This window comes from Arthrobacter pascens (genome assembly GCF_017052465.1).
Taxonomy (GTDB): Bacteria; Actinomycetota; Actinomycetes; order Actinomycetales; family Micrococcaceae; genus Arthrobacter; species Arthrobacter pascens.
On record NZ_JAFHKT010000112.1, the window covers coordinates 36,826 to 60,746 of the forward strand.

Here is a 23,921-nt window from a genome sequence, read left to right on the forward strand (position 1 = left end):
ACGAACGTAGTCATACTGCGCTGACTTTACGCGGGCCGGATGGCGGGGGCAACGCAGTCCCTCAGGTGCCAGGCAGGTGACGCAGGCAGGTGACGCAGGCGGGCGATTGCCGAAGGGTTGAGCGCCGCCCGGCTAGGCTGGGCGGATGGAGATCATTCGCTTCGCAGACCTCAGACCGCAGCCATGGCGCAACGGAGAGGGCGTGACCCGGGAGCTGGTGAGCCATCCGTTGGCCGCCTCGTCCCAGGACGGCGCCTGGGACTGGCGGGTCAGCATCGCAGACATCACTAAGGCAGGCGACTTTTCGCCCTTTCCCGGCATGGAACGGGTACTGACGGTGGTCGAGGGCGAGCTGCTGCTCCTGAGCGTCGACGGCAGCGAGCATCCTCTGGAGAAGTACCGGCCGTTCCGCTTTTCCGGAGATGCGGCGTGCTCCGGCGTTTTGCCCACGGGCGACATCCGCGCCCTGAATGTCATCACCCGGGCCGGGTACAAGGGGTACGCCTCGATCGTGGAGCTCTCCAAGAAGCGGGCGCACCCCCTGTTCGAAGGACAGCTGGGCATCCTGCTCCAGGGCGAGGCGACGGCCACGCCCGGCGCCGATGCGGAGGCATCGGGGGCATCCGCGGACGACGAGGGGGCGGATGTGCCTGCAGTCCCGAGCGACCCTGCGCCGCTCAGCCGTTACGACGCGGTGATCGGTGCCGGCTCCCGGGCGCCGGAAATCCTGGGCCGCGGGTTCCTTGCGGTGGTGTCCATCGACGCCGTCCCGACGGGACCCGGGGAAGGCTAGCCTCCGCTTCCTTAGCCGAGCATTGCCACACTGGTTTCCGCAGGAAGGACGGACCTAGACTCGGGGCCATGACGAAATCAAAGTTCAACGATCTCCTCTCGCTCCAGATCGGCAACGAGTTCTCTGCCTCGCAGCAGTACATCGCGGTGGCCGTCTGGTTCGCCAACCAGGACCTCCCCCAGCTGGCAAAGTACTTCTACCGGCAGTCCGTGGAAGAACGCAACCACGCCATGATGATGGTCCAGTACATGCTGGACCGGGACCTTCCGGTCTCCATTCCCGGCGTCCCCAACGTCCGGAACGACTTCGCCTCCGTGACCGAGCCGCTGGCCCTCGCGCTGCAGCAGGAAAAGGAAGTCACGAGGAGCATCGAAAGCCTGTTCAGGGCCGCCCGGGCGGAGGACGATGCCCTGGGCGAGCAGTTCATGCTGTGGTTCCTCAAGGAGCAGGTCGAGGAAGTCGCCTCGATGAGCACGCTGCTCAATATCGCCGAGCGTGCAGAGAACCTCTTCGACATCGAGAACTTCGTCGCCCGGGAAACCATCGGGGACAGCGGCCATGACGCATCGGCACCGGAGGCCGCGGGCGGCACGCTCTAGGAGACTGCTGAATCAGGGGACACCCCCGCCGGTGAGGTTAACCACCAACGGTGGCACCCGCCGTCGGGCGTTGCTAGGGTGAAAACCAAGGTCCCGTTGGCGGACCTCCGGACGACGGTTCAGTACCCGGCACGCGACAAGACTGGCCAAAGGAGCTGTCATGTCGTGGATCATCCTCATTCTCTCCGGTGCCCTCGAGGCGGTGTGGGCTGCCGCGCTGCACCGCGCCTCCCAGGCCACCGGCCGGCGCCGGATCGCTCCCGCCGCGCTTTTCCTGGCCTCCGTCGCGGCCAGCACGGGCGGCCTCGCCCTTGCCATGCAGTCCATCCCCACCGGCACCGCCTACGCAGTGTGGGTCGGCGTGGGCGTGGTGCTGACCTCCTGCTACGCCATTGTCGCCAAGGTTGAACGGCCGACGGCGGCGCGGCTGCTGCTGCTCGGCGGGATCGCCGCCTGCGTGGTTGGCCTGAAGGTGGTGGCGTGATGTCCTCGAACCTCGTGTCCCCGAACAAGATGACCTCCAGCAAGCGGCGGGCGGCCTGGCTCGTACTGCTGGCCTCTGCCGTCCTTGAGGCGGTGTGGGCCACGGCCTTAGGGCTGTCCGACGGCCTGACCCGGCAGGGGCCCTCACTGGTCTTTGTCATTACCGCAGTGCTGAGCATGTGGGGCCTCGGCGTGGCCGTGAAGCACATCCCACTCGGCACGGCGTACGCCGTCTGGGTGGGGATCGGCGCGGCGCTGACGGTCGGCTGGGCGATGGCCACCGGCGTCGAGCCCTTCAGCGTGCTCAAGGTGCTGTTCATTGCCGGGATCGTGGGCTGCGCGGCAGGTTTGAAGCTGCTCCCTGCCGGGACCGCCGGCCAGCCCCGGCGGACGCCACAGGGTTAGCCTGCTTCTCCGCCTTGGCCCGGGTTGGCCCGGGCGGAATATGCCCGGCGCCGCCGGGGTTCTTGGCTGGGACCACTGTTCACGAGGAGACGGAGATTGAGATGACGGACAACTTGGCAGCATCGGTGCACCTGGGCGACGGGCTGCACGTCAGCCCCTTGGGATTCGGCGGCATGGCCCTCACCCCCGTGTACGGCGACGTGGTCCCTGCCGAGGCCCTTCAGACCCTGCACCACGCGGTGGACGCCGGAATGAGCTTCATCGACACCGCTGACATATACGGCGGCGGAAGCAACGAGGAGCTGATCGCCCGCCTGCTCAAGGACCGCCGCGGGGAAGTCCAGCTCGCCACGAAATTCGCCCTGGTCGGCACTCCGTCCACCGGATACAGCGACATCCGCGGGGACGCAGCCTACGTGAAGGCAGCCGCAGACCGCAGCCTGCAGCGTCTGGGCACGGACGTCATCGAACTGTACTACATGCACCGCCGGGACGTCCGGGTGCCGATCTCCGAAACCGTGGGAGCCATGGCCGAACTGGTCCGCGAGGGCAAGGTCCGGCACCTCGGACTGTCGGAGGTGACCGCCGGAGAACTCCGCGAGGCCAGCAGCATCCATCCCATCGCGGCGGTACAAAGCGAGTGGTCGATCTGGAGCCGGGACGTGGAACGGAACGTGGTTCCGGCCGCGGCAGAGCTGGGCGTGGGCTTCGTGCCATATTCGCCGCTGGGCCGGGGCTTCCTCACGGGCACGGTCGACGCGGCGCAGCTCGGCGACGATGACTTCCGGCGCAGGATCCCCCGTTTCGCGGAGGATGCAGCGGATGCGAACCAGGCGGTGGTGGCTGCCGTTCAACTCGTGGCCACCGTGCTGGAGGCAACGCCTGCCCAGGTGGCCCTCGCGTGGCTGCTCGCCCACGGCAAGCGGCTTGGACTGCCGGTCGTCCCGATTCCCGGCACCCGCAAAGCCCGCCGCATCGACGAAAATCTGGGCGCACTGGCGTTGGACCTGACCCCGGCGCAGCTGGAGGCGCTGGACGCGGCCGCGGACGCCGTCGTCGGTTCCCGCTCTGCCGATCCGCAATGGGTGTCGCAGGGCCGCGAATAGGCGGCCGGGCTGGCGCTCCGGTTGCCCCCGGACGCAGAAACGCCGCCCCTCCGCATTCCGATAGTGGAATCCGCGGAGGGCGCGGCGGCCCTGCGAGAGCATCAGCGCTCAATTTCGTAGCAACTTAGTAGCAACTTCGTAGACTGAGGCGCATGGACACGCTCATTCATTCGCTTCGTGACATCACCATCCGCCGCATTTCTGTCAGCGAGATGGACAACAACGTGTATTTGCTGACCGCGAAGGAGTCGGGCGCCCAGCTGCTGATCGATGCAGCGGATGACCTGCCCGCCATCCAGGGGCTGCTCGCGGACGCCGCGGAGGACACAGCGGCTACACCGAAGCTGGCGTTGATTGCCACCACACACCAGCACTGGGACCACGTCCGTGCGCTTCCGGCGCTGGTGGAGGCCACCGGCGCCCGGACGGCCGCCGGTAAGGACGACGCACCGGAGCTTCCCGTGCCGGTGGATGTGCTGCTGGACCACGGCGACGTCGGCAACTTCGACGGCTTCGACGTGACGGCAGTGCATCTGCGTGGGCACACGCCCGGCTCGGTGGCCCTGGTGTACCAGGATCCGGCGGGGCCCGCCCACATTTTCTCGGGCGATTCGCTGTTTCCGGGCGGCGTGGGCAACACCCAGAAGGATCCCGGGCGGTTCAACCAGCTCATTACCGACGTCAGCGAGCGGCTGTTCGATGTCTACCCGGATGACACCGTGGTACACCCGGGCCATGGCAAGCCCACCACCCTCGGCGCGGAGCGTTCGCACCTGGCGGAGTGGCGCGCCCGCGGCTGGTAAGGCCCTGAAACCTCATCGAGTGCTCCAGAACCGCCGTTATGAACCCTCTAAACGGCGGTTGCGGAGCACTCGATGGTGGTTTTAGCGAGGGTTAGCGGCCGCGGCGCTCGTTCGACGCCGGAGCCGAGGCGCGGCGGGGGCCGCTGCGTGCCGGACGGCCTTCGCCGGAACGGCCGTTGCCGCCGCCGGAGTAGGAACCGCCCGAGGTGCCGCCGGTGTTCGAGGACCAGACAGCCTTGTTGCCGCCGGTGCTGCCTCCCGTATTGCCGCCGGCGGAACGCTGGCCGCCGGTGTTGCCGCCGGTGCGGGCGCCGGCAGCGGCGCGCTGGCCCGTTGCCGGACGTCCGCCGCGCTGGCCGCCGGTCGCCGGGCGACCCGTGCCGCCACGCGGAGCGTCGCTGCGGGTGATGCGGGACTCGGAACGTCCGTCCGAACCGCGGCCAGCCGACGGACGGCCACCGGCTGCAGGAACGTCGTTGCGGTGCGTGGACGCCGTGCCACGGCCACGTGCGTTGCGGCGTGCAGCTGCTGCCGCCTGGGCCCGGTCCTCGTTCTGCTCGATGACGCGGTCCGCGGCATTACGGGCTGCGGCCTGGCCCTCGTAGGCCACCGCGCGGCGCTCAGCGCGGGGCAGGTCGGTGCGGGGAGCCTCAGCCGAAACCCGTCCGCGTCCGCCGCGTCCGCCCCGGCCGCCCGTGGTGGGTGCAGCCTGGCGGCGTGCGCGCTTGCGCTCTGCATTGGCACCGGTGGAAGTGCCGCCGCCGTGCTGCGCAGCCTTTGCGGCGAGCAGTGCGGCGCGGGTGCGCGGATCGATCTTGTCGGCCATTTCGCCGACCAGTTCCGCAACCAGCGGGGAGTTGGCGGTGACGCGCTCGAAGTTGACCTCGACGCCGGCAGCCTTCATCAGCTTCTTGACGTCCGACTGCTGCTCAGGCAGGGTCAGCGTGACCACGGTTCCGTCCGAACCGGCACGTGCCGTACGGCCGGAGCGGTGCAGGTACGCCTTGTGCTCCGTGGGCGGGTCGACGTGGATGACGAGTTCGACGTCGTCCACGTGGACGCCGCGGGCGGCGACGTCGGTGGCCACCAGGACGCGGACCTCGCCGGAGGAGAACTCTGCGAGGTTGCGGTCACGGGCGTTCTGCGAGAGGTTGCCGTGCAGATCGACGGCGGGGATCCCGGCGTCGGTCAGGGTCTTGGCCAGCTTGCGGGCATGGTGCTTGGTGCGCATGAAGAGCACACGGCGGCCGGCACCCGAGGCGAGCTCGACGATCAGCTGCTTCTTGACGGTCTGGTCGTTGACTACCAGCACGTGGTGTTCCATGGTGGTCACCGCGGCCTGCGGATCGTCCACGGAGTGGGTCAGCGGGTTGGACAGGTAGCGCTGGACGATCTTGTCAACGCCGTTGTCCAGCGTGGCGGAGAACAGCAGGCGCTGGCCCTGGCTCGGGGTCATGTCCATGAGCTTCTTGACCACGGGCAGGAAGCCGAGATCGGCCATGTGGTCGGCCTCGTCCAGGACGGTGATCTCGACGGCTTCGAGGGTGAGGATGCGCTGGCGGATCAGGTCCTCCAGGCGGCCCGGGCAGGCGATGACGATGTCGACGCCGGAGCGCAGTGCCTTCTCTTGGCGGGCCTGGGAGATGCCGCCGTAGATCACGGTGGTGTTCAGACCCATGGCCTTGGCCATCGGCTCGATGGTGGCGTTGATCTGGGTGGCCAGCTCGCGGGTCGGAGCAAGGACCAGGCCCATCGGGCGGCCGGGCTTGCGGAAGTGCTTGGCTTCGCGCTCAGCGAGTCGCGCCACCAGCGGGATGGCGAAGGCGATGGTCTTGCCGGAGCCGGTGCGGCCGCGGCCCAGGACGTCGCGTCCGGCCAGGGTGTCGGGCAGGGTCTTGACCTGGATGGGGAACGGGGTCTCGATCCCCTGTGCTGTCAGCGTGTCGGCGAGGGCCTTGGGCGTGCCGAGGGTAGCGAAAGTAGTCATGTGTTTATCAGGGTCTTTCAGGCGGTATCCGTGCGGATATCGGCCCCCGTACCGGTTGGCGCAGGGGTTCGCCGAGGAAAAGTCAGGTGATCAACCGGCCGGTTTTCGCGGCTGGGACCAAATAGCGTTCATCGACGCAGGATGTGCCTCTCACATGAAAAAAGCCCACTCCCTGCGAGAACGGATTCTCTGCGGGATTCCGGTTGATGGACCGGAACTGGTCCCTACGACCAAAAGTGGGCATCACTGCACATCAAGTTCCACTAGCTTACCATCTGCGGCGCGCGCTCCCCGCCGCGGCCCCGTCTTGCTGGGTGAGGTGCGCGGTGAGAAAGGTGTTAAACGGAAATTACCTCGGCGGCAGGGACCCGAAACAACCGGCGAGCAGTATGGGCGTATGCCCTGCTGACAGGCCCGTCAGCACCGACCTGCCGGCAAGTCTCCGACGAAAGGATCTGCGCATGATCTTGAAGAACCTCTTCCTCCAGGGCATCTTCCCGTTCGACGGAGCCGGGCTGGAAAAGCCCGTTCCCATCCACAGCCAGCTGTCCCGCTATGTACCGGACGGCGTCATCAACCAGACGCTTTACTTCCGGGGCGGCAACTCCTCCGCGGAACTGATCACGGTCGTGCTGATGCGGGACGGCATCCCCATGCGCTACTTCCCCATCGGCGCCAAGGGCCAGGTCCACGTTCCGCTGCGGGTGGTGGAGGACATCGAAGGCGGCTCGCTGATCGAACTCAGGCTGCTGGCGGACACGGGCGTCAGCGGCTCCGTGGTGGTGGACCTCGGCATGGTGGAGCACTGATGACCACGCTGGCCAGCCGCGCCGCGCGGACCAAAACCGTTGACACCCGCCGTCGGCTCGTGGTGATCGGCAACGGCATGGCCGGGGCGCGTGCCGTCGAAGAGATCCTCGCCCGCGGCGGCGGGGTGCAATACAGGATCACCATGTTCGGCGACGAGCCGTACGGCAACTACAACCGGATCATGCTCAGCCACGTCCTCTCCGGCGAGGAGGACACCGGCAACATCTTCCTCAACTCCCTGGACTGGTACCGGGAAAATGAGATCACCCTGCACGCGGGCGTCCGTGTGGACAGGATCGACCGCTTCGCCAAGCTCGTGTTTTCCGACGACGGCCGCGCCACACCGTACGACGTCCTGGTGATCGCCACCGGCAGCCGCTCCCACCTGCCGCCGATGGACGGCATGTACACCCCCGGCGGGCGGCTGCTGCCCGGGGTCTTCGCCTTCCGCACCATCGACGACACGCGCAACATGGTCGCGTACGCGCAGCAGGACCACCACCACCGCGCAGTGGTGGTCGGCGGCGGACTCTTGGGGCTGGAAGCCGCGCGGGGGCTGCAAAGCCACGGGATCGACGTCGACGTCGTCCACTCCGGCGGCCACCTCATGAATGCGCAGATGGGACCCGAGGGCGGCGCCGTCCTGCGCCGCAGCGTGGAGGCCCTGGGCATCAGGGTGCACACGGGCAGCCGCACCACGGCAGTCCTGGGTGCGGACAAGGTGACGGGCGTCCGGCTGCGGGACAGGCCGAACATCGAGTGCGACATGGTGGTGGTGGCGGCCGGCATCCGCCCCAACGTGGAGGTGGCGGTCACCAGCGGCCTGCCAGTGGAGCGGGCCATCGTCGTCGACGACCACATGCGCGTGCCGGACGAGGAGGAAATCTACGCGGTGGGGGAATGCGTCCAGCACCGCGGCGAGGTCTACGGCCTGGTGGCGCCGCTGTGGGAGCAGGCAGCGGTGCTGGCAGACCACGTCACGGGCGCCAACCCGAAAGCGGCGTACCTGGGCACCCGGGCAGCCACCAAACTGAAGGTGGCCGGCGTCGACGTCGCATCCATGGGGCTGCAGGGTCCGGAACGGGAGACGGACGAACACGTGGTGTTCTCGGAACCCAGCCGCGGCGTCTTCAAGTCGATCGTGATCCGGGACGGCAAGATCGTGGGCGCCACACTGCTCGGGGACAGCCGCAAGGTGGCGTACCTGACACAGGCATTCGACCGCGGCCTCCCGCTGCCGGAGGAGCGCGTCTCACTGCTGTTCGACGTCGGCGGGCCGGGCGAGGAGGCAGGGGTCGCGGAACTCGACGGCGCCGCGCAGGTCTGCAACTGCAACGGAGTCAGCAAGCAGACGCTCGTAGAAACGGTCAAGGGCGGATGCAGCACGCTGGCTGGCGTCATGGACGCCACGCGGGCGGGCAAGGGCTGCGGCTCCTGCAAGCTGCTGGTCCGCCAGGTGGTGGAGTGGGCCGCCGACGGTGCCGTGGAGGAAGACCCGGCGGCGAACTACTACGTTCCCGGTGTGCCGCTGGACAAAGCTGACCTGATGGCGGCCATCCGCGAGCAGGGGCTGCGGTCCGTGTCGGCGGTCTTCGCGGCCCTGGCCCCCGGCGGCGCAGAGGACGCCAGGTCCAAGATGGGCCTGGCCTCACTGCTGAAGATGATGTGGGCCGCCGAGTACATCGACGAGCGCGACGCCCGGTTCGTGAACGACCGCGTCCACGCCAACATCCAGCGCGACGGCACCTTCTCCGTGGTGCCGCAGATGAAAGGCGGTGTCACCTCGCCGGAACAGCTCCGCCGGATCGCCGACGTCGCGGACAAGTACAGGATTCCCATGGTGAAGCTGACAGGCGGGCAGCGGATCGACCTGCTGGGGATCCCCAAGGAGGACCTGCCCAAGGTCTGGGCCGACCTCGGCATGCCCTCCGGCTACGCCTACGGCAAGAGCTTCCGCACGGTGAAAACCTGCGTGGGGCAGGAGTTCTGCCGCTTCGGAACCGGTGATTCCACGAAGCTGGGCGTCGAGATCGAGTCGCGCTTCCAGGGCATTGAGTCGCCGGCGAAGCTGAAACTGGCAGTGTCCGGATGCCCGCGGAACTGCGCCGAATCCCTGGTCAAGGATGTGGGCGTGGTGGCCGTGGAAGGCGGCCGCTGGGAGATCTATGTGGGCGGTGCGGCCGGAGCACACATCCGCAAGGGCGACCTGCTCGCCACGGTGGACGATCCCGAGACCGTCAAGCTGCTGACGGGCCGCTTCATGCAGTACTACCGCGAGCGGGCGAACTGGCTGGAACGGACATACGCCTTTGTGCCGCGGGTCGGGATCGAGCACCTCCGCTCGGTGATCGTGGAGGACTCTGAGGGGATCGGCCCGGAGCTGGACGCCGCCATGCAACGGTCCGTCGACAGCTATGTGGACCCCTGGACCGAACGCGATGATCCTTTCACGCCGGGCCAGTTCCGCACCGCGCTGCCGCTCGAGGTCCTCCCCCAGGTGCCGGTCCGATGATGGCCGGCCTCTCCAACGCAGGACAGGATGCCGGGCTGCACGTCCTCGGCCCGCTCGAGCAGATTCCCGTGGGCGAAGGGCGCGCCTTCGGGGTGGCCGGCGAGCAGGTGGCGGTGTTCCGGCTGCGGGACGGCTCCCTCCGGGCGGTTTCGGCGGTCTGCCCGCACAAGGGCGGTCCCATCGCCGACGGCACCATTGACCGGTCCGTGGTGATGTGCCCCCTGCATCAGCACTCCTTCGAGCTGGAAACGGGCTGCTCCACCACCGGCGCCGGGCCGCTGCGCAGCTATCCCGTAGCCGCCGACGCCGCGGGGAACATCGTCCTGCAGCTCCCCTGAGCTAACAACCGCGACCTGGTTTGGGCGGGGGTTTCTGTGGCAGGGTGATAGCCATGGACTACACCGCCGATCCGCGCGTGGACGCCTACATCAATGCCCTGCCGGAGTGGCAGCAGGAGGTGTGCCGGCAGGTCCGCGAACTGGTCCACGCCGCGGACCCCGAGGTCACAGAGACCATCAAGAGGACCCGGCAGCCGTACTTCGAGCTCCGCGGCAACGTCTGCGCCCTGCTGGCGGCCAAGGACCACGTGAACGTCTTCCTGTACGACGGCGGCCTGACCCCGGACCCTGAGCACCTCATCACCGGCGGGCTCGGGAACAAGACAGGCCGGACGGTGGCCTTCTACGAGGGCGAAGCCATCAACGCGCCGGCCCTGCTCGAGATGTTCAGGTCGATCATCGCGGACAACCGGGCCGGCGGCTGGCGCCGGCTCCAGAAGGGCCCGTAAACGATGAGCGATCCCCAGCAGTCCCCCGACAGCCAGGCCGGAACAACGCACGATGGAACAACGCACGACGGCACCGCCCGCCTGTGGGACGACATGTACCGGAGCCGCGCGCGCGTGTGGAGCGGCCGGCCGAATCCGCAGCTCGTCGCGGAAACGGCCGGGCTGACACCCGGAACGGCCCTGGATCTCGGCTGCGGCGAAGGCGCCGACGCCCTGTGGCTCGCAGAGCGGGGCTGGACGGTGACCGCGGTGGACGTATCCGCCGTCGCGCTTCAAAGGGCGGCTGGCCACGCCGCGGCGTCAGAGGCGGGCTCCCGCATCACCTGGCTGCAGCGGGACCTCGAAGCGTGGGCTCCAGACGTGCAGTTTGACCTCGTCTCCGCGCAGTTCCTGCACTCCACGGAAATGCCCTGGCAGCGGTCGCACCGGATTGCGGCGGACGCCGTCCGGACAGGCGGGACCCTCCTCGTCGTAGGGCACCACCCGGACGGGCTGCCGCCCTGGTCGCGCCACAAGGAAGGCAGCCACGGCGGCGACGGCGGCGACCTGGATTGGGTGAGGTACTTCACGCCTGGGCAGCTCGTGGCCGAACTCGGCATCGCGCCGCCCGAGTGGCGCGTCGACGTGGCGGAAAGCCGGGAACGGGAGGCCACAGGCCCGGACGGGCAGATGGCCATCCTCGCCGACGCCGTCCTGCGCGCCACCCGGCTGGCTGCCGGTCCAGCCTGATCCCGCCTGAGACTCGAAGCCGGCTACCGCTGCCCTTCGGGCGCGGCGCAGGCGATGAAGTGTTCGACGAGGGGCTCCTGGCCTCCCGAGCGGACTACGACGGAGAGCTCCACCAGGTCAACCCGTCTGCGCAGCTCCCGCCAGACGAGCCCGTGGGGCTGCTGTGTGACGGAGGATTCGGGAGCCAGCGTCACTCCCAGCCCGCATTTGACCATAGCCAGCTGGGAGTTGATGGAGTTGGCGTAATGCTGGGCCTCGGGGCTGAAGCCTGCCTGCCGGCAGGCGGCCACGAGCTCGTCATGGTAGTCCGGGGAGATGTGCCTTCGCAGCCACACCCATGGTTCATCCCGGAACTCGATGAGGCCGACCGGCCCGTCCCCGCCCGCCAGCCTGTGGTCTTGGGGCATCGCGACCACAAAGTGATCCCGCCGCAGCGGCACCGATTTCAAACGCCGGCCCGTGACGGTCTGCCGGATGACGGCAACGTCCAGCTCCCTTCGCTCCAGCGCGTCGCGCCCATGGTGGGAGTCGATCTCCTGAACCTGCAGTTCCACGAGCGGCCGGGAAGCGCGAAAGCGCTGCAGGATCTGAGGCAATGTTTCGCTGAACGCCGACGTGACGGCGCCGATGCGCAGGGTGCCAGCCAGGCCTCCGTTGGCCACCGCCGCCACTTCGCGGGCACGTTCGGAAGCCCGCACCAGCAGCCTGCACTGCTCCAGGAACAACTGCCCGGCTTCAGTCAGCAGCACGCTCCGGCTTGACCTGTTCAACAGCGTCAGGGCCAACTGGCGTTCCAGCTGAAGAATGGCTTGGCTCAGCGGCGGCTGCGACATTTTGAGCCTGTCGGCCGCGCGGCTGAAATTCAGTTCCTCTGCCACGGCAATGAAGTACCGGGCCTGTCGTACTTCAACCACGTGATCTAGTCGCCCTTCGTCTTTCAGCTATACGGGATTAGACCTTCACTCTATCAAGCTGGCCCTGTCTACTTGAAGCATGACCCTCTCAAACACCTCCCTGCTTGCCGGTTACGCGGAGCTTGATTCCGCCGCCGTCTCCGACGCCCTGGACGCCCTGGAGCTCCCGCCGGGCCAGGCCGGCTTCCTCCCCGTCTGGGGCCACCCCAAGATCGTCGGCTTCGCCGTCACCGTCCAGCTCGAGCCGTATGTCCCCGGCCCCTCCGGCGCACACATCGGCTCCGCCGCCGTGGCCGCTGCCTCTGACGAGAACGTGATCGTGGTGAACAACGAAGGCCGCACCGACGTCTCCTGCTGGGGCGGGCTCCTGAGCCTGGGCGCCGCTCTTAACGGCGTGCGTGGAGTGGTGGCCGACGGCGCCTGCCGCGATGTGAACGAAGCCCGGGAAATGAGCTTCCCGGTATTCGCGAAAGGCCGCATCCCGGCGACCGCCCGGGGAAGGCTTCAGCAGCGCTCCACCGGCGAACCGGTACGCCTGGGCAACGTCACTGTCGCCCCCGGCGACGTCGTCTTCGCTGACGAAACCGGTGTGGTCGTCGTGCCCCGCGCTTACGCGGAAGAAGTCCTTGAAAAGGCCCAAGCGGTGGCAGAGCGGGAACGGGCCATTGCCGCTGATCTGCGCTCCGGCGTCGCACTCCATGAGGCCATGCGCGACGCGCGCCTGGCCGGAGCCACTGAGGAACACTGATGAACACCACCACTTCTGATATCTCCGCCCGTCTGAAGGCGATTCCCACTGCGTCCATTTCTGATGCCATGGACTCCCTCGGCATCCATGGCACCCTGCACGGACTGGCCCCGCTGACCTACGACTTCAGGATCGGCGGGCCCGCCTTCACCGTTCAGTACGAGCCGGCCGGCTCCGAACGCGGCAGCGTCGGTGACTTCCTCGACGACGTTCCGCCCGGCGCCGTCGTGCTCATCGACAACCACGCCCGCACCGACGTCACCGTCTGGGGCGGCATCATGACCGAAATCGCCGCCGCCCGCGGCATCGGCGGAACCGTCATCAACGGCGTCTGCCGCGACCTGAATGCCGCACTCCGCCAGAACTACCCGCTGTTCAGCCGCGGCCGGTTCATGCGCACGGGCAAGGACCGCGTCCGGCTCGTCGCCGTCAACGTTCCGGTGACCATCAGCGACGTCGAGATCTCACCGCTGGACATCATCTGCGGAGACGCCGACGGCGCCCTCGCCGTCCCGGCGGCACGCGCCGAACAGATCGCTGAGATCGCCGAACGGATCGAAGACGTCGAGGCCAGGATCATCGAGGCCGTCAAGGCAGGTTCCACCCTGGTCCAGGCCCGCGCCGACCTCGGCTACCACGACCTGCAGTGGAGGAAAGCATGAGCAACGCAGCCGGAGGACACTCCGCAGCCACCCTGTATGAGGCCGCTAAGCTGCCCTGCGCCTGCGATCCGGGCCTGCGCGCAGCCTGGCCCGGATCAAAAGTGGCCGGGCCGGCGTTCACCGTCCGCGGCATCGGCGGGGACAACCTCGCGCTCCACAACGCCGTGCTGGCCGCACCCGCCGGCAGCGTCCTGGTCGTGGACTTGCAGGGGGCGGCCTACGGCCACTGGGGCGAGGTACTCGCCGTCGCCGCACAGCACCGGGGAATTCTTGGTCTGGTCGTCGACGGCGGCGTCCGTGACTCCGAGGAGATGGCCGCCATGGACTTCCCCGTCTTCGCCCGCCACGTCACGGTCGTCGGCACCGTCAAGGATTACCCCGGCGATATGCGCTCCCCCGTCCGCGTCGGCGGCGTCGTGGTCCACACCGGCGACCTGATAGTAGGCGACGCTGACGGCGTCGTCGTCCTGCCCCAGGACTCAGCCGATGCCATCATCAGCCGCGCCGACCAGCGTGTGGCCGACGAGCAGCGGATCATCGCCGACATCAGGGCCGGCAAGAGCACGCTTGAGCTGTACGGCCTGAAGGCTGAGGGGAGCTGGTGATGTCCGCTAGCCATGCCGTGGAGCGGATCATCAGCAGCAGCCGCCGGCCCAAGTCCCTGGGCGCCGGAAAGCCCGGGGCCATCTCCCTGGCAATGGGCGAGCCGGACTCCGGCACCCCGGCAGCCATCGTCGAAGCCGCCATCGGGGCCCTGTCTCAGGGCAGGACCCGCTACGCCCCCATGGCGGGCTCCCCCGAGCTGCAGCACGCCATCGCGAGGCACACCTTTGCCAAGTATGCCCGGCCCACCATGTCGGAGGAGATCGTCCTGACCCATGGCGGCAGCGCAGGGCTGGCAGCGGCGATGCTGGCCCTGGTCAACCCCGGGGACAGGATCCTGATCCCGGAACCGACCTATTCCCTGTATGCCGACCATGCAGCCCTGATCGGGGCCGAGGTCGTCTGGGTGCCCAACCTCGCCGGCGGCTCCCTGGACCTGGACACACTCCAGCAGGAGGCAGCCGCGGCCAGGATGATCATCCTGTGCAACCCCGGAAACCCGACGGGCCGCGTCTACCCCGACAGCGACCTGCACCGGCTGGGACAGCTCCTCCAGGACAACCCCGGCCTGTTGCTTCTGGCCGACGAGGCCTACGCGGACATCACCTTCGACGGCGGCACCTTCACCTCGGCCATGACGCTGGCCAACGTCCGGGACCAGGTCATCGGCTGCAGTACGTTCTCCAAGACCTACGCCATGACCGGCTGGCGTCTAGGCCACGTGGTCGCGCCGGTGGAACTGGCGAACAGGATCAATACCATCCACCGCACCATCAACGGGCCGCTGAGCACCTTCATCCAGGACGCCGCCCTGACAGCCCTGGAGATTCCTGACGCCGACCTTCAGGCCACCGCGGCCTCCTACCAGCAGCGGCGGGACGTCGTCCTCGATCTCCTGTCCGGGTTGCCGGGTGTCGAAATGCTTCCGCCCCAAGGCGCTTTCTACGCCTTCCCCAAGATCCACTCGCCCTTCAGCTCGGACGAAATGACGGCCCGTTTCGCGGAGGCCGGGGTGCTGGTCCGCTCCGGCAGCGAATTCGGCCCGTCCGGCGAGGGCCACATCCGCATCTCTTTCGCGACCGACGTCGAAAGCCTGAAAGAGGGGCTGGCCCGCTTCGCAGCAACGGTTAAGGAACTGGTATGAATACCCTCACCCGGCACTGGATGGAACGAACCATCGACGGCGCCGACGTGCGGCTTTCCTGCATCAGCCGGAAGGGCGCCGGGCTTCCCATCGTGTTTCTTCACGGTTTCGGCTCCACCAAGGAGGACTACGCGGACGTGGCGCTGCACCCGGCCTTCGCCGGCAGGCCGATCTTTGCCTACGACGCACCCGGCTGCGGCGAGTCTGAATGCTCCGACCTGGACAGGGTCTCCATCCCGTTTTTGGTCAGGACAGCCCTGGCAGCACTTGCTGAGCAGGGCATCGAAAGGTTCCATCTGGTGGGGCATTCCATGGGTGGGCTTACATCGCTGATGCTCGCGCACCAGGAACCGGAGCGGGTAGCGAGCTTTACCGACATCGAGGGGAATGTCGCGCCCGAGGACTGCTTCCTCAGCCGCCAGATCTTCCAGCACCCGCACGAGGACCCGGTTCAGTTCCTGGAAGACTTCATCGCCCGGAACTGGGCTGCGCCGTTCTATTCAAGTCCGCTCTATGCCACGAGCGTCCGCTACAAAGTGCGGGCCGGGGCTGTCCGCGGAATCTTCGAATCCATGGTGGACCTCTCCGACAACGCAGGACTGATGGACAAGTTCCTCGCCCTGCCGCTTCCCCGGATGTTCATGTACGGCAAACAGAACAACACTTTGAGTTACCTGCCCCACCTCGCAGCCAACGGCGTCGAACTCGCGGAGATCCCGGAGAGCGGCCACTTCCCCATGTACTCGAACGCCCCGGAAATGTGGCGCCGGATCGCCGCCTTCCAGGCGCAAGCGACCGAACCTATCGTGCAGCCGGAAGTCTCCCGCTCCTGATCAGAGCGCCCCTCCGGCGGCCTCCGGCGTCCCGGAGCCCTGATCGCCCCCACCGCCGTGCCCACCGTGGTGCCGGTGATGACCGCCGTGATGGCCGCCGTGCTGTCCGTGGTCGCCGACCCGTTCGCGGGCAAGGAAGTTTTCGATGTCGAAGAGGTTGTCGGCGCGCCGGGCAATGTTCAGCAGCGTCGTCATCGAGGCCACTTCTTCGACCTGTTCCTTGAGGAACCAGAGCATGAACTGTTCGCCGATGGCGTCGTTTTCCGCTCGTGCTGCGGCAAACAGTTCTTTGATGTTCTCGGTGACTTCCTGCTCCTGGGCGAGGGCGAGGGCCAGCGGTTCCTCGACCTTGTTAAAGTCGTTGCGGACCGGTTCCACGCCGGGGATGGCGATCTTCAGTCCGCGGTCCAGGATGTAGCGGACCATCATCATGGCGTGGTTTCGTTCTTCCAGCGACTGACGGTAGAAGTGCTTGGCCAGTTGGGGCAGGTCCTGCCCGTGAAACCACACGGCAATGGCGATGTACTGCTGGGAAGCGGCGAACTCGTTGCCGACCTGGTGGGCCAGCAGATCATTAAATCTAGGGGCGGACATCGGGGTCTCCTCGGGGCGGCGGTGAAGGCTGTCCAGCGCCCGGGCCGGGGCTGCGGGCGGGGCCTGCAATGAGAATCCTCCGCCGCCGGGCCCGGGTCAATACCTCCCCGGCCAGGGTTCCAGCAGCGGTCCTCCTGCGCAGGGAGGACCGGGAATCAGTCGGCGACGCGTGGCGCCGTGGCGACGGCGGCGACGGCGATCACCGCCGTCAGGGCGAACACTCCGGCGAAGGAAGCCGCCGTCGTCGTGAATGCGGTAAACACGATGCCGGTGGTGGCGAGCGCCAAGGCGCCGCCGAGGGAGTCCGCGATGGACATCGCGGAGCTGTTGAAGCCTTCCGTGTCCGGCGTGGACAGGGCCAGCGTCATAACGCTCAGCCGCGGATACATCAGGCCCATGCCGCCACCGGCGAGGATCCACCCGGAAATCGCGACGACGGCCGGCCAGCCAAACGCGGTGGTCACCAGTGCGAGGACGATTGCCGACAGCACCAGCAGCGAGCCGATCCGCACCGCGACGGGGCTGGCGAGCCGGTTTCCCAGCCGGCCCTGAATGCCCGAGGCAGCCGCCCACGCCAGTGCGCCGCCGGTCAGGGTGAGGCCGGCGAACGTCGGTGAGAAGTCGTAGCGTTCCACCAGCAGGTACGGCAGGTACACCTCGGCGCCGAAGAACCCGGCCGAAGCCAGACCGCGGGTGAGGATCACGCTTGGCAGGCCCCGCCGGGCCAGCAGCGTGCCGCGCGGCACCAGCGGCCTGACGGCCAGCAGCGCAACGGCGACGGCGGCGCCCGCCACGAACGCACCGGCCACCGGAATGGCAGCGGACAGGTTCAGGCCCAGCACGGCGAGCGCCGCGAGCGCAGCCCAGGCCAGCCTCCCGAATGCCCAGGGCACGGGCTGGTTTTCGGGCCCCGACCGGACGCCCCGCAGCGCCGGGACAAGCATGGCCAAGGCGGGGATGACCAGACCGACCACGCCCAGGAATACCCACTGCCACCCGGCCAGCTGCGCCACGAGCCCGGCGGCGAACGGCCCCACAAGGGACGGGATGACCCAGGCTGCAGAGAAGGCGGCGAAAATCTTGGCGTGCAGTGCGGGCGGATACGCCCGGGCCACCACGACGTAGAGGGCCACCGTCATGGCGCCGCCGCCCAGGCCTTGGACCAGCCGGCCCGCCACGAGAACCGCCATGCTGCCGGCGGTGCCCGCAATCAGCAGGCCCAGCACGAATACCGCCACGGACACATACAGCGGGGCGAGAGGACCGCGCCGGTCGGACCAGTTGCCCGCGCCCACCATGCCGATCACGCCCGTGGCCAGCGGGCCGGCGAAGGCGAGGGCGTACAGGTTTGCGCCGTCGAGCTCGCGGCTCACCACCGGCATGATGGTGGTGACGGCGAGTGATTCGAAGGCGGCAAGGAACACCAGGGCGCACGATCCCACGGTCACCAGGAGGTGGGGGCGCCGGAGGATCCCGGCGGCGGGGAGGGCGGAGAGAGGCGGAGCGGATTCGTGCACGGCAGCCTGATCGGGTAGTCGGTCGGTTGAGGGTAGCTTGCCACAGCGCGGCACCGATGTGGAGCACGGTACTGCTTGGTGTCCGGAGCTAGTCTGCGAGCTCCAGTCCGTGGGCATCCACGACAACGGCCCCGCTCGCCGTGGAATCCTCGTTCAGCATCCAGCCCACCCGCTTGACGGTGGACAGCATGACGACGCTCTCCACCAGGTCGATGCCCGGAACCTTTTGCTGCAGGGCAAGTTCAGCGTCCATGACGTCGGCCAGGGACTGCAGCCACATGATGATCACGAAGTTCGTGGGGCCTGTTGTCGAGGCGCTGAGCCGCACGTTCCTGATCGTCCGGATCTCGGCGGCGGCCGACTCATGCCGGCCGGCCGGCACGTTGACGAACCACTGGCACGTGACCGGAAACGACGAGTACCGCTGCGCTATCTCGCACCGCAGTGACAGGAGCCTGCTGGCGAGCACACGGTTCAGCTGGCGCTGGACGGTGGCTGGGTTGCGGCCCAGTGCGCGGGCGATATCGGCCGCTGTCGCCCGTCCGTCCCTGGCCAGGTACGGCAGCAGGTCCAGGTGGCTTGCCGGCAGCTGCTCCCCCGCGGCACCGGGGCGTTCGGCACCGGAACCGGCTGAGCGCGCCAGCTCCCCGAGGGCATTCTGCTGCGCCCTGCTCAGCACGTTCAGCCGCCAGGCCCCGCCGCCGGAATGCAGCCGGGTGCACAGCGCCGTCTGGTACTTCACCAGCCCTTCGGTCTCCTTCAGCCGGGACACCACCTTCGTGCTGAACTCCTCCAGCGACCGGGTGACCACGGTCAGCATCAGGTCGCGGTTGCTGGCCGCCTCCTCCACGGTGACGATCTCCGGCACCGCGGCAAGGCTGGCCGTGACCTGCTCCCGGCGGTTCATCTCGCAGTCCACGGCCACGAACGCCAGGCACATCCGCTTGGGATCCCCGATCAGGTGGGCCGTTGTCCAGGAGGCTCCGGCTGCCCGCAGCCTCTCCCAACGGGAGGCAAGCGTCGTGGCATGGACGCCAAGAACGTCCGCGGCGTCCGACCAGCTCAGCCGCGGAGCGATCTGCAAAGCATTGATGAGGGCCAGGTCATCCTCGCTGAGCTCCACGCCGCCCCTGCTCTCTTTCATGAATCGTGCGAAATCACTGCCGCCAGTGCATCTTTTCAGCACTTTCGGAGAATGTGAAGCAGGCCACTCCAGAATGGATCCACAGGATAAACACCGCCGACAAGGAGTACACGTGCCGATTGCCGCAGACGCCAGGGAAATGCAGGGAGACCTCGCCAGGCTCCGCCACGACTTGCACCGGGAGCCGGAAATCGGCCTCGAGCTGCCGCGGACGCAGGAAAAGGTGCTCCGGGCCCTGGACGGGCTGCCCTTTGAGATCACCCTGGGCCGGGACACGACGTCGGTCACGGCGGTCCTGCGCGGCGGCGCCCCCGGCGGCGAAGGCACTGTTGCCGGCGGCGAATATGCCGCGGCCGGGCGCCCCGCCGTCCTCCTCCGCGCGGACATGGACGGGCTCCCGGTCCAGGAGAAGACCGGCGTGGACTACACCTCCAGGATCGACGGCGCGATGCACGCCTGCGGCCACGACCTCCACACGTCCATGCTGGCCGGCGCCGCCACCCTGCTGGCGGAACGGCAGCACCAGCTGCCCGGCGACGTCGTGCTGATGTTCCAGCCGGGCGAGGAAGGCTTCGACGGCGCCAGCTACATGATCCGCGAGGGCGTGCTCGACGCCCCGGGCCGCCGGGTGGACGCCGCCTACGGCATGCACGTGTTCTCCTCCCTCGAACCCCACGGCACATTCTGCACCAGGCCGGGTGTCATGCTCAGCGCCTCGGACGGCCTGACGGTCACGGTGCTGGGCGCCGGCGGCCACGGCTCCGCCCCGCATTCGGCCAAGGACCCGGTCACGGCTGCCGCCGAGATGGTGACGGCCCTGCAGGTCATGGTCACCCGGCAGTTCAACATGTTCGATCCCGTGGTCCTGTCCGTAGGTGTGCTGCACGCGGGCACCAAGCGCAACGTCATCCCGGAGACTGCCCGCATCGAAGCCACCATCCGAACCTTCTCGGAAGAATCCCGGCAGAAGATGATGGACTCCGTGCCGCGGCTGCTCAAGGGAATCGCCGCCGCCCACGGCCTGGACGTCGACGTGGACTACCAGCAGGAATACCCCCTCACCATCACGGACGAGGATGAAACGCACACCGCCGAAAAGGTCATCACGGGACTCTTCGGCGACTCCAGGCTGTCGCGCTGGGCCACTCCGCTCAGCGGCTCCGAGGACTTCTCCCGCGTGCTCGCAGAGGTCCCCGGCACCTTCGTCGGCCTGAGTGCGGTGCCCCCGGGCACAGACCACGCCACCTCCCCGTTCAACCACTCACCGTACGCAGCGTTCGACGACGGCGTGCTGGCCGACGGGGCCGCCCTCTACGCGGAACTCGCCATCTCGCGGCTGGCCACGCTGGCCGCCGCCCCGGCGGCGCCGCCGGCGTCCCTCTCCGCTTCCGCAGCTTCCTAGCCCAGCCTCACCAGGAGAAACCATGACCACCACCATCAACCAGCAGCGCGCGGACCGGGCGTCCACGCGGAAGACCGTCGTCGGCACCGGCATCGGCAACGCCGTCGAATGGTACGACTGGGCCATTTACGCCACCTTCACGCCGTTCATCGCGAGCCAGCTGTTCAGCAAGTCGGACCCCGCCTCGGCGGTGCTGTCCACGCTGGCGATCTTCGCCGTCGGCTTCGTCGCCCGGCCGTTCGGCGGGTTCCTCTTCGGCTGGATCGGCGACAGGGTGGGCCGCAAGGCCTCCATGACGCTCGCCGTCGGGCTCGCCTCCCTGGGCAGCCTGATGATCGGCATCGCGCCGACGTTCGCAGCCGTCGGCGCGTGGGCGTCGCTGATGCTGCTGGTGGCCCGGCTGGTGCAGGGCCTGGCGCACGGCGGCGAGCTGCCGTCGTCGCAGACCTATCTTTCGGAGATGGCACCCAAGGAACACCGCGGCTTCTGGGCCACCCTGATCTACACCTCAGGCACGGTGGGCATCCTGTTCGGAACGCTGCTGGGGGCGATCCTGAACATGGCATTGAGCACCGAGGTCATGAACGCCTGGGGTTGGCGGATCCCCTTCCTGATCGGCGCGGCGATGGGCCTGTACGCCCTGATCATGCGGGCCCGGCTGCACGAGACGGACGTCTTTGAGGGCGAGACCACCGCGGAAAAGCGCGCCCCGATCTGGCCGCAGATCGTCCGCCACCGCAAGCAGGCCCTGCAGGTCATCGGGCTGACGGTCGGCCTCACCGTGATCTACTACATCTGGGGCGTCGTGGCCCCGAGCTATGCCACCACCGCCCTGAAAATCGACCGCGGCGAAGCCCTGTGGGCCGGCGTCATCGGCAATATCGTCTTCATCGCCGCCCTGCCGTTCTGGGGCAAGCTCTCCGACCGGATTGGCCGCAAGAAGGTGCTGTGGGCCGGCGCCATCGGGTCCGCCGTGATGCATTTCCCCATGACCTGGCTGCTGAAGGATTCCGCGTGGCAGCTCGCGGTCGGCATGTCCGTGATGCTCATCTTCATTGCCGCGAGCGCCGCCATTGTTCCCGCCGTTTATGCGGAGCTGTTCCCCACCAGCATCCGGACCGTGGGCGTGGGCGTGCCGTACTCCATCTGCGTGGCACTGTTCGGCGGGACGGCCCCTTACCTGCAGCAGTGGCTCGGCACCACGCTGCACCTGCCCAACCTGTTCAACGTGTACGCGGTGGTGCTGCTGGCCGTGAGCGCGGCGTTCGTCTTCACCCTTCCCGAAACCAGGGGCAAGGACCTGGCACACTAGCCGAAAACCCGGTGGTTGAGCTTGCCGAAACCAGGGTCTCGACAAGCTCGACCGGCGGAGGCCTCGACAAGCTCAACCAATGGGTCAGATGTAGCGGTTCCGCCCGGCCCGGTACCCGAAGACTGCGGCCAGCAGGCCCACCGCCAGGAACAGTACCCCGGCCGCCGCGAACGATCCCGTGGCCTGGTGCAGCTGGCCCACCATAAGGGTCCCAGTGGATCCCACTCCGTAGCCGACGCCCTGCATCATGCCGGAAAGGTGCGCGGCGGTGTGGCCGTCCCGGGTGCGGAGCATGATCATGGTCAGGGCCACCGCGGTGAGGCTTCCCTGGCCCAGGCCCAGGAGGCCGGTCCACACCCAGATCAGCTCCTGGGGACCGAAGATGCTCAATGCGAAGCCGCCCCCGGTCATGAGCGCAACAACAGTGTTGATGGCCCGCTGATCCCGCAGCCTCGCTGCCAGCGCCGGGGCGAAGAGCGAGCCCAGCATCTGTAGGACGATCGAGGCGGACACCATCAGCCCCGCCGTTCCGCCGTCGACCCCGCGTTCGCGCAGGATCGGGGCCAGCCATGCGAACACACTGAAGGACATCATGGCCTGCAGCACCATGAAGATCGTGATCTGCCAGGCCATCGCGGAGCGCCATACGTTCACGCCTTCGTGCACGGCCTTGTGCTGACCGTGCCGTTGCCGGATGGCGACAGGAAGGAAAAGCAGAAGGACGACGGCGGCCGGCACCGCCCAGAACCACAGCGCCGAGGTCCACTGCCCGGTCGCGCTGAAAACCGGATAGGTGAAGCCCGCCCCAAGAGCTGCGGACGCACAGATGGCCGTGGTGTAGAGGCCGCCCATCAGGCCGAGCCTGTGCGGGAAGTCGCGCTTCACGAGCCCGGGCAGCAGCACGTTGCACAGCGCAATCGCCGCTCCGCAGGCGGCTGTGCCGGCCAGCAGTGCCGGCAGGTGCCCGGCTCCCGGGACGTCCACCGGCCGCATGAGGAGCCCCGCCGTCAGGACCGCCATGGCCCCGAGCAGCACGCGCTCGGCACCGAACCGTCTCGCCAGGACGGGGGCCAGCGGTGCGAAGACGCCCAACAGAGTGACGGGGACAGTGGTCAGCACCACCACCGCCCAGCCCGGCAGTCCGGCGCCTGATGTAACTTCCGGGAGGACCGCCGAAAAGCTGGAGAACACGGTGCGCAGGTTAAGGCCGATCAGCACCAGGCACAGGCCAAGGTACGCCAGCGCCCGGCGGCCGCCAACGCGCGTGGGCTCTGCGGACGGGACCTCGTCGATCTCCGCGTCCACGAGCGCGCCGGGCCCGGCGCCCCGGGCGCGCTGGCGCTCTTCGTTTTTCACTGTCCCATTCCCCGCATCGGTCATCGGGCCATTCTTTCAGGGGTTAAGCCTGCGTTCGTACCATGTCTCCGTGCCGCTCCCGGCCGTCCGTGTGTCGGTCAGCTGGCCGTCCAACGAGTTATCCACATACGGCCGAACACCCGTTACGGCTGTCCGTGGCCCGGAATTAGTCTGGCTCCAACCACCGGGCGCCGCACCGCCCGCCCGCCTACCGCTGGGAGGACCCATGAGCTATCCCTATGCACCCAAGGTTCCCGATAATCCCAGCCCTGCACGGAAGCGGGCGGCTTCGGAGGGCGCCGGGGAAGGCGGGGCGAGTGTCGTGTGTGGTGCGCTGGTGTTGCCCAGCATGCTCCTCACATTGCTCCCCACCATGCTCGCCATGCTGTTGACCCGCCCCGACACCGGCAGCAATGGCCTCGAATGGGTGGCGGCGGCGGTGTTCTGGAGTCTGCCCTCATTGTTCGGCGTGCTGGCCGCGCTCTTCGGCATCCTTGCCGTGAGGCGGCATCAACGCGACACCGCGGCATGGAGCGCCGGCGTGGCAGGACTCTCGCTCGTGGGAACGGAGGCTGCCTTCATTCTTCTCCCGGGGGTCATCCACGTCGTTGTCACAGCTCTGCCCTGAACGCCCGGGCGGCGGCCGCCACCGCTGACGCCGGCGGCGTTCTGCCCCGC

The 23,921-nt window shown here is 68.1% G+C and carries 25 protein-coding genes and 1 riboswitch; of the genes, 19 read left to right on the forward strand and 6 right to left on the reverse strand.

The features are described from left to right. Nucleotides 1–145 precede the first annotated feature (145 nt). From JYA52_RS04255 to JYA52_RS04280, 6 genes are all read left to right on the forward strand, one after another. On the forward strand, nucleotides 146–793 hold the full coding sequence (locus JYA52_RS04255; RefSeq protein ID WP_205651958.1) for a HutD/Ves family protein: 648 nt from the start codon (nucleotides 146–148) through the stop codon (nucleotides 791–793). 68 nt (nucleotides 794–861) lie between these two features. Next, on the forward strand, nucleotides 862–1,392 hold the full coding sequence (locus JYA52_RS04260; protein ID WP_205651959.1) for a ferritin: 531 nt from the start codon (nucleotides 862–864) through the stop codon (nucleotides 1,390–1,392). An 85-nt stretch (nucleotides 1,393–1,477) separates the two neighbouring features. Beyond that, a riboswitch (guanidine-III (ykkC-III) riboswitch) is annotated at nucleotides 1,478–1,543 on the forward strand. 9 nt (nucleotides 1,544–1,552) lie between these two features. Then, nucleotides 1,553–1,876 carry a DMT family transporter gene (locus tag JYA52_RS04265; RefSeq protein WP_205651960.1) on the forward strand — a complete coding sequence of 108 codons (324 nt, stop codon included), beginning with the start codon at nucleotides 1,553–1,555 and terminating at the stop codon, nucleotides 1,874–1,876. Continuing rightward, nucleotides 1,876–2,280 (forward strand): DMT family transporter, encoded by a 405-nt coding sequence (locus JYA52_RS04270; RefSeq protein WP_205652004.1) that lies wholly within the window; start codon nucleotides 1,876–1,878, stop codon nucleotides 2,278–2,280. The genes JYA52_RS04265 and JYA52_RS04270 overlap by 1 nt, the downstream gene beginning before the upstream one ends. 101 nt (nucleotides 2,281–2,381) lie before the next feature. Next, the gene (locus tag JYA52_RS04275) at nucleotides 2,382–3,386 is read left to right on the forward strand and encodes an aldo/keto reductase (protein WP_205651961.1); all 1,005 of its coding nucleotides are present in this window, start codon (nucleotides 2,382–2,384) and stop codon (nucleotides 3,384–3,386) included. A gap of 152 nt (nucleotides 3,387–3,538) precedes the next feature. Beyond that, nucleotides 3,539–4,189 carry an MBL fold metallo-hydrolase gene (locus tag JYA52_RS04280; protein ID WP_205651962.1) on the forward strand — a complete coding sequence of 217 codons (651 nt, stop codon included), beginning with the start codon at nucleotides 3,539–3,541 and terminating at the stop codon, nucleotides 4,187–4,189. A 91-nt stretch (nucleotides 4,190–4,280) separates the two neighbouring features. Here JYA52_RS04280 and JYA52_RS04285 read toward each other — a convergent pair whose 3' ends face one another. Then, entirely contained in the window at nucleotides 4,281–6,176 is a 1,896-nt protein-coding gene (locus tag JYA52_RS04285; RefSeq protein WP_205651963.1) for a DEAD/DEAH box helicase, read from the reverse strand. Nucleotides 6,177–6,637: 461 nt separating this feature from the next. On the opposite strand from JYA52_RS04285, the gene JYA52_RS04290 reads away from it, so the two are divergent. The 5 genes from JYA52_RS04290 to JYA52_RS04310 are packed head-to-tail and all read left to right on the forward strand — an operon-like array spanning nucleotide 6,638 to nucleotide 11,014. Further along, nucleotides 6,638–6,985: a molybdopterin oxidoreductase gene (locus JYA52_RS04290; RefSeq protein WP_205651964.1), complete on the forward strand. Its 348-nt coding sequence runs from the start codon at nucleotides 6,638–6,640 to the stop codon at nucleotides 6,983–6,985. Beyond that, on the forward strand, nucleotides 6,985–9,498 hold the full coding sequence (nirB, locus tag JYA52_RS04295) for a nitrite reductase large subunit NirB (RefSeq protein ID WP_205651965.1): 2,514 nt from the start codon (nucleotides 6,985–6,987) through the stop codon (nucleotides 9,496–9,498). Before JYA52_RS04290 ends, nirB begins: the two co-directional genes overlap by 1 nt. Further along, complete coding sequence (locus JYA52_RS04300; protein WP_240459939.1) at nucleotides 9,495–9,836, forward strand: Rieske (2Fe-2S) protein; 342 nt, start codon at nucleotides 9,495–9,497, stop codon at nucleotides 9,834–9,836. Before nirB ends, JYA52_RS04300 begins: the two co-directional genes overlap by 4 nt. Before the next feature lie 53 nt (nucleotides 9,837–9,889). After that, nucleotides 9,890–10,285, forward strand: coding sequence for a DUF1801 domain-containing protein (locus tag JYA52_RS04305; protein ID WP_205651966.1), 396 nt, complete (start codon nucleotides 9,890–9,892; stop codon nucleotides 10,283–10,285). Between the two features lie 3 nt (nucleotides 10,286–10,288). Next, nucleotides 10,289–11,014 (forward strand): SAM-dependent methyltransferase, encoded by a 726-nt coding sequence (locus tag JYA52_RS04310; RefSeq protein WP_205651967.1) that lies wholly within the window; start codon nucleotides 10,289–10,291, stop codon nucleotides 11,012–11,014. Between the two features lie 23 nt (nucleotides 11,015–11,037). On the opposite strand, the gene JYA52_RS04315 is transcribed toward JYA52_RS04310, so the two are convergent. After that, entirely contained in the window at nucleotides 11,038–11,928 is an 891-nt protein-coding gene (locus JYA52_RS04315; RefSeq protein WP_205651968.1) for a LysR family transcriptional regulator, read from the reverse strand. A 79-nt stretch (nucleotides 11,929–12,007) separates the two neighbouring features. Between JYA52_RS04315 and JYA52_RS04320 the strand changes: the two genes are divergently transcribed. From JYA52_RS04320 to JYA52_RS04340, 5 genes are read left to right on the forward strand one after another with little or no spacing between them, the layout of a single operon-like run. After that, nucleotides 12,008–12,676 (forward strand): RraA family protein, encoded by a 669-nt coding sequence (locus tag JYA52_RS04320; RefSeq protein WP_205651969.1) that lies wholly within the window; start codon nucleotides 12,008–12,010, stop codon nucleotides 12,674–12,676. Beyond that, nucleotides 12,676–13,338 carry an RraA family protein gene (locus JYA52_RS04325; RefSeq protein ID WP_205651970.1) on the forward strand — a complete coding sequence of 221 codons (663 nt, stop codon included), beginning with the start codon at nucleotides 12,676–12,678 and terminating at the stop codon, nucleotides 13,336–13,338. The genes JYA52_RS04320 and JYA52_RS04325 overlap by 1 nt, the downstream gene beginning before the upstream one ends. Then, nucleotides 13,335–13,943 carry an RraA family protein gene (locus JYA52_RS04330; RefSeq protein ID WP_205651971.1) on the forward strand — a complete coding sequence of 203 codons (609 nt, stop codon included), beginning with the start codon at nucleotides 13,335–13,337 and terminating at the stop codon, nucleotides 13,941–13,943. Before JYA52_RS04325 ends, JYA52_RS04330 begins: the two co-directional genes overlap by 4 nt. Next, a complete protein-coding gene (locus tag JYA52_RS04335) occupies nucleotides 13,943–15,085 on the forward strand; it encodes a pyridoxal phosphate-dependent aminotransferase (protein ID WP_205651972.1) in 1,143 nt (380 codons plus the stop codon). Before JYA52_RS04330 ends, JYA52_RS04335 begins: the two co-directional genes overlap by 1 nt. Next, nucleotides 15,082–15,918, forward strand: a complete 837-nt coding sequence (locus tag JYA52_RS04340; protein ID WP_205651973.1) for an alpha/beta fold hydrolase — start codon at nucleotides 15,082–15,084, stop codon at nucleotides 15,916–15,918. Before JYA52_RS04335 ends, JYA52_RS04340 begins: the two co-directional genes overlap by 4 nt. Here JYA52_RS04340 and JYA52_RS04345 read toward each other — a convergent pair whose 3' ends face one another. From JYA52_RS04345 to JYA52_RS04355, 3 genes are all read right to left on the reverse strand, one after another. After that, nucleotides 15,919–16,512, reverse strand: coding sequence for a ferritin (locus tag JYA52_RS04345; RefSeq protein ID WP_205652006.1), 594 nt, complete (start codon nucleotides 16,510–16,512; stop codon nucleotides 15,919–15,921). It lies immediately after the preceding gene. A gap of 155 nt (nucleotides 16,513–16,667) precedes the next feature. Further along, complete coding sequence (locus JYA52_RS04350) at nucleotides 16,668–18,029, reverse strand: MFS transporter (protein WP_307869311.1); 1,362 nt, start codon at nucleotides 18,027–18,029, stop codon at nucleotides 16,668–16,670. Between the two features lie 88 nt (nucleotides 18,030–18,117). Further along, complete coding sequence (locus JYA52_RS04355) at nucleotides 18,118–19,173, reverse strand: Lrp/AsnC family transcriptional regulator (RefSeq protein WP_205651975.1); 1,056 nt, start codon at nucleotides 19,171–19,173, stop codon at nucleotides 18,118–18,120. Between the two features lie 112 nt (nucleotides 19,174–19,285). On the opposite strand from JYA52_RS04355, the gene JYA52_RS04360 reads away from it, so the two are divergent. Then, nucleotides 19,286–20,575 (forward strand): M20 metallopeptidase family protein, encoded by a 1,290-nt coding sequence (locus tag JYA52_RS04360; protein WP_205651976.1) that lies wholly within the window; start codon nucleotides 19,286–19,288, stop codon nucleotides 20,573–20,575. A gap of 22 nt (nucleotides 20,576–20,597) precedes the next feature. Continuing rightward, nucleotides 20,598–21,887, forward strand: coding sequence for an MFS transporter (locus JYA52_RS04365; protein WP_205651977.1), 1,290 nt, complete (start codon nucleotides 20,598–20,600; stop codon nucleotides 21,885–21,887). Nucleotides 21,888–21,971: 84 nt separating this feature from the next. Here JYA52_RS04365 and JYA52_RS04370 read toward each other — a convergent pair whose 3' ends face one another. After that, nucleotides 21,972–23,267 carry an MFS transporter gene (locus tag JYA52_RS04370; protein WP_240459941.1) on the reverse strand — a complete coding sequence of 432 codons (1,296 nt, stop codon included), beginning with the start codon at nucleotides 23,265–23,267 and terminating at the stop codon, nucleotides 21,972–21,974. Nucleotides 23,268–23,469: 202 nt separating this feature from the next. Here JYA52_RS04370 and JYA52_RS04375 point away from each other — a divergent pair, with 202 nt between their 5' ends. Beyond that, complete coding sequence (locus JYA52_RS04375; protein WP_205651978.1) at nucleotides 23,470–23,871, forward strand: hypothetical protein; 402 nt, start codon at nucleotides 23,470–23,472, stop codon at nucleotides 23,869–23,871. Nucleotides 23,872–23,921: the final 50 nt, after the last annotated feature.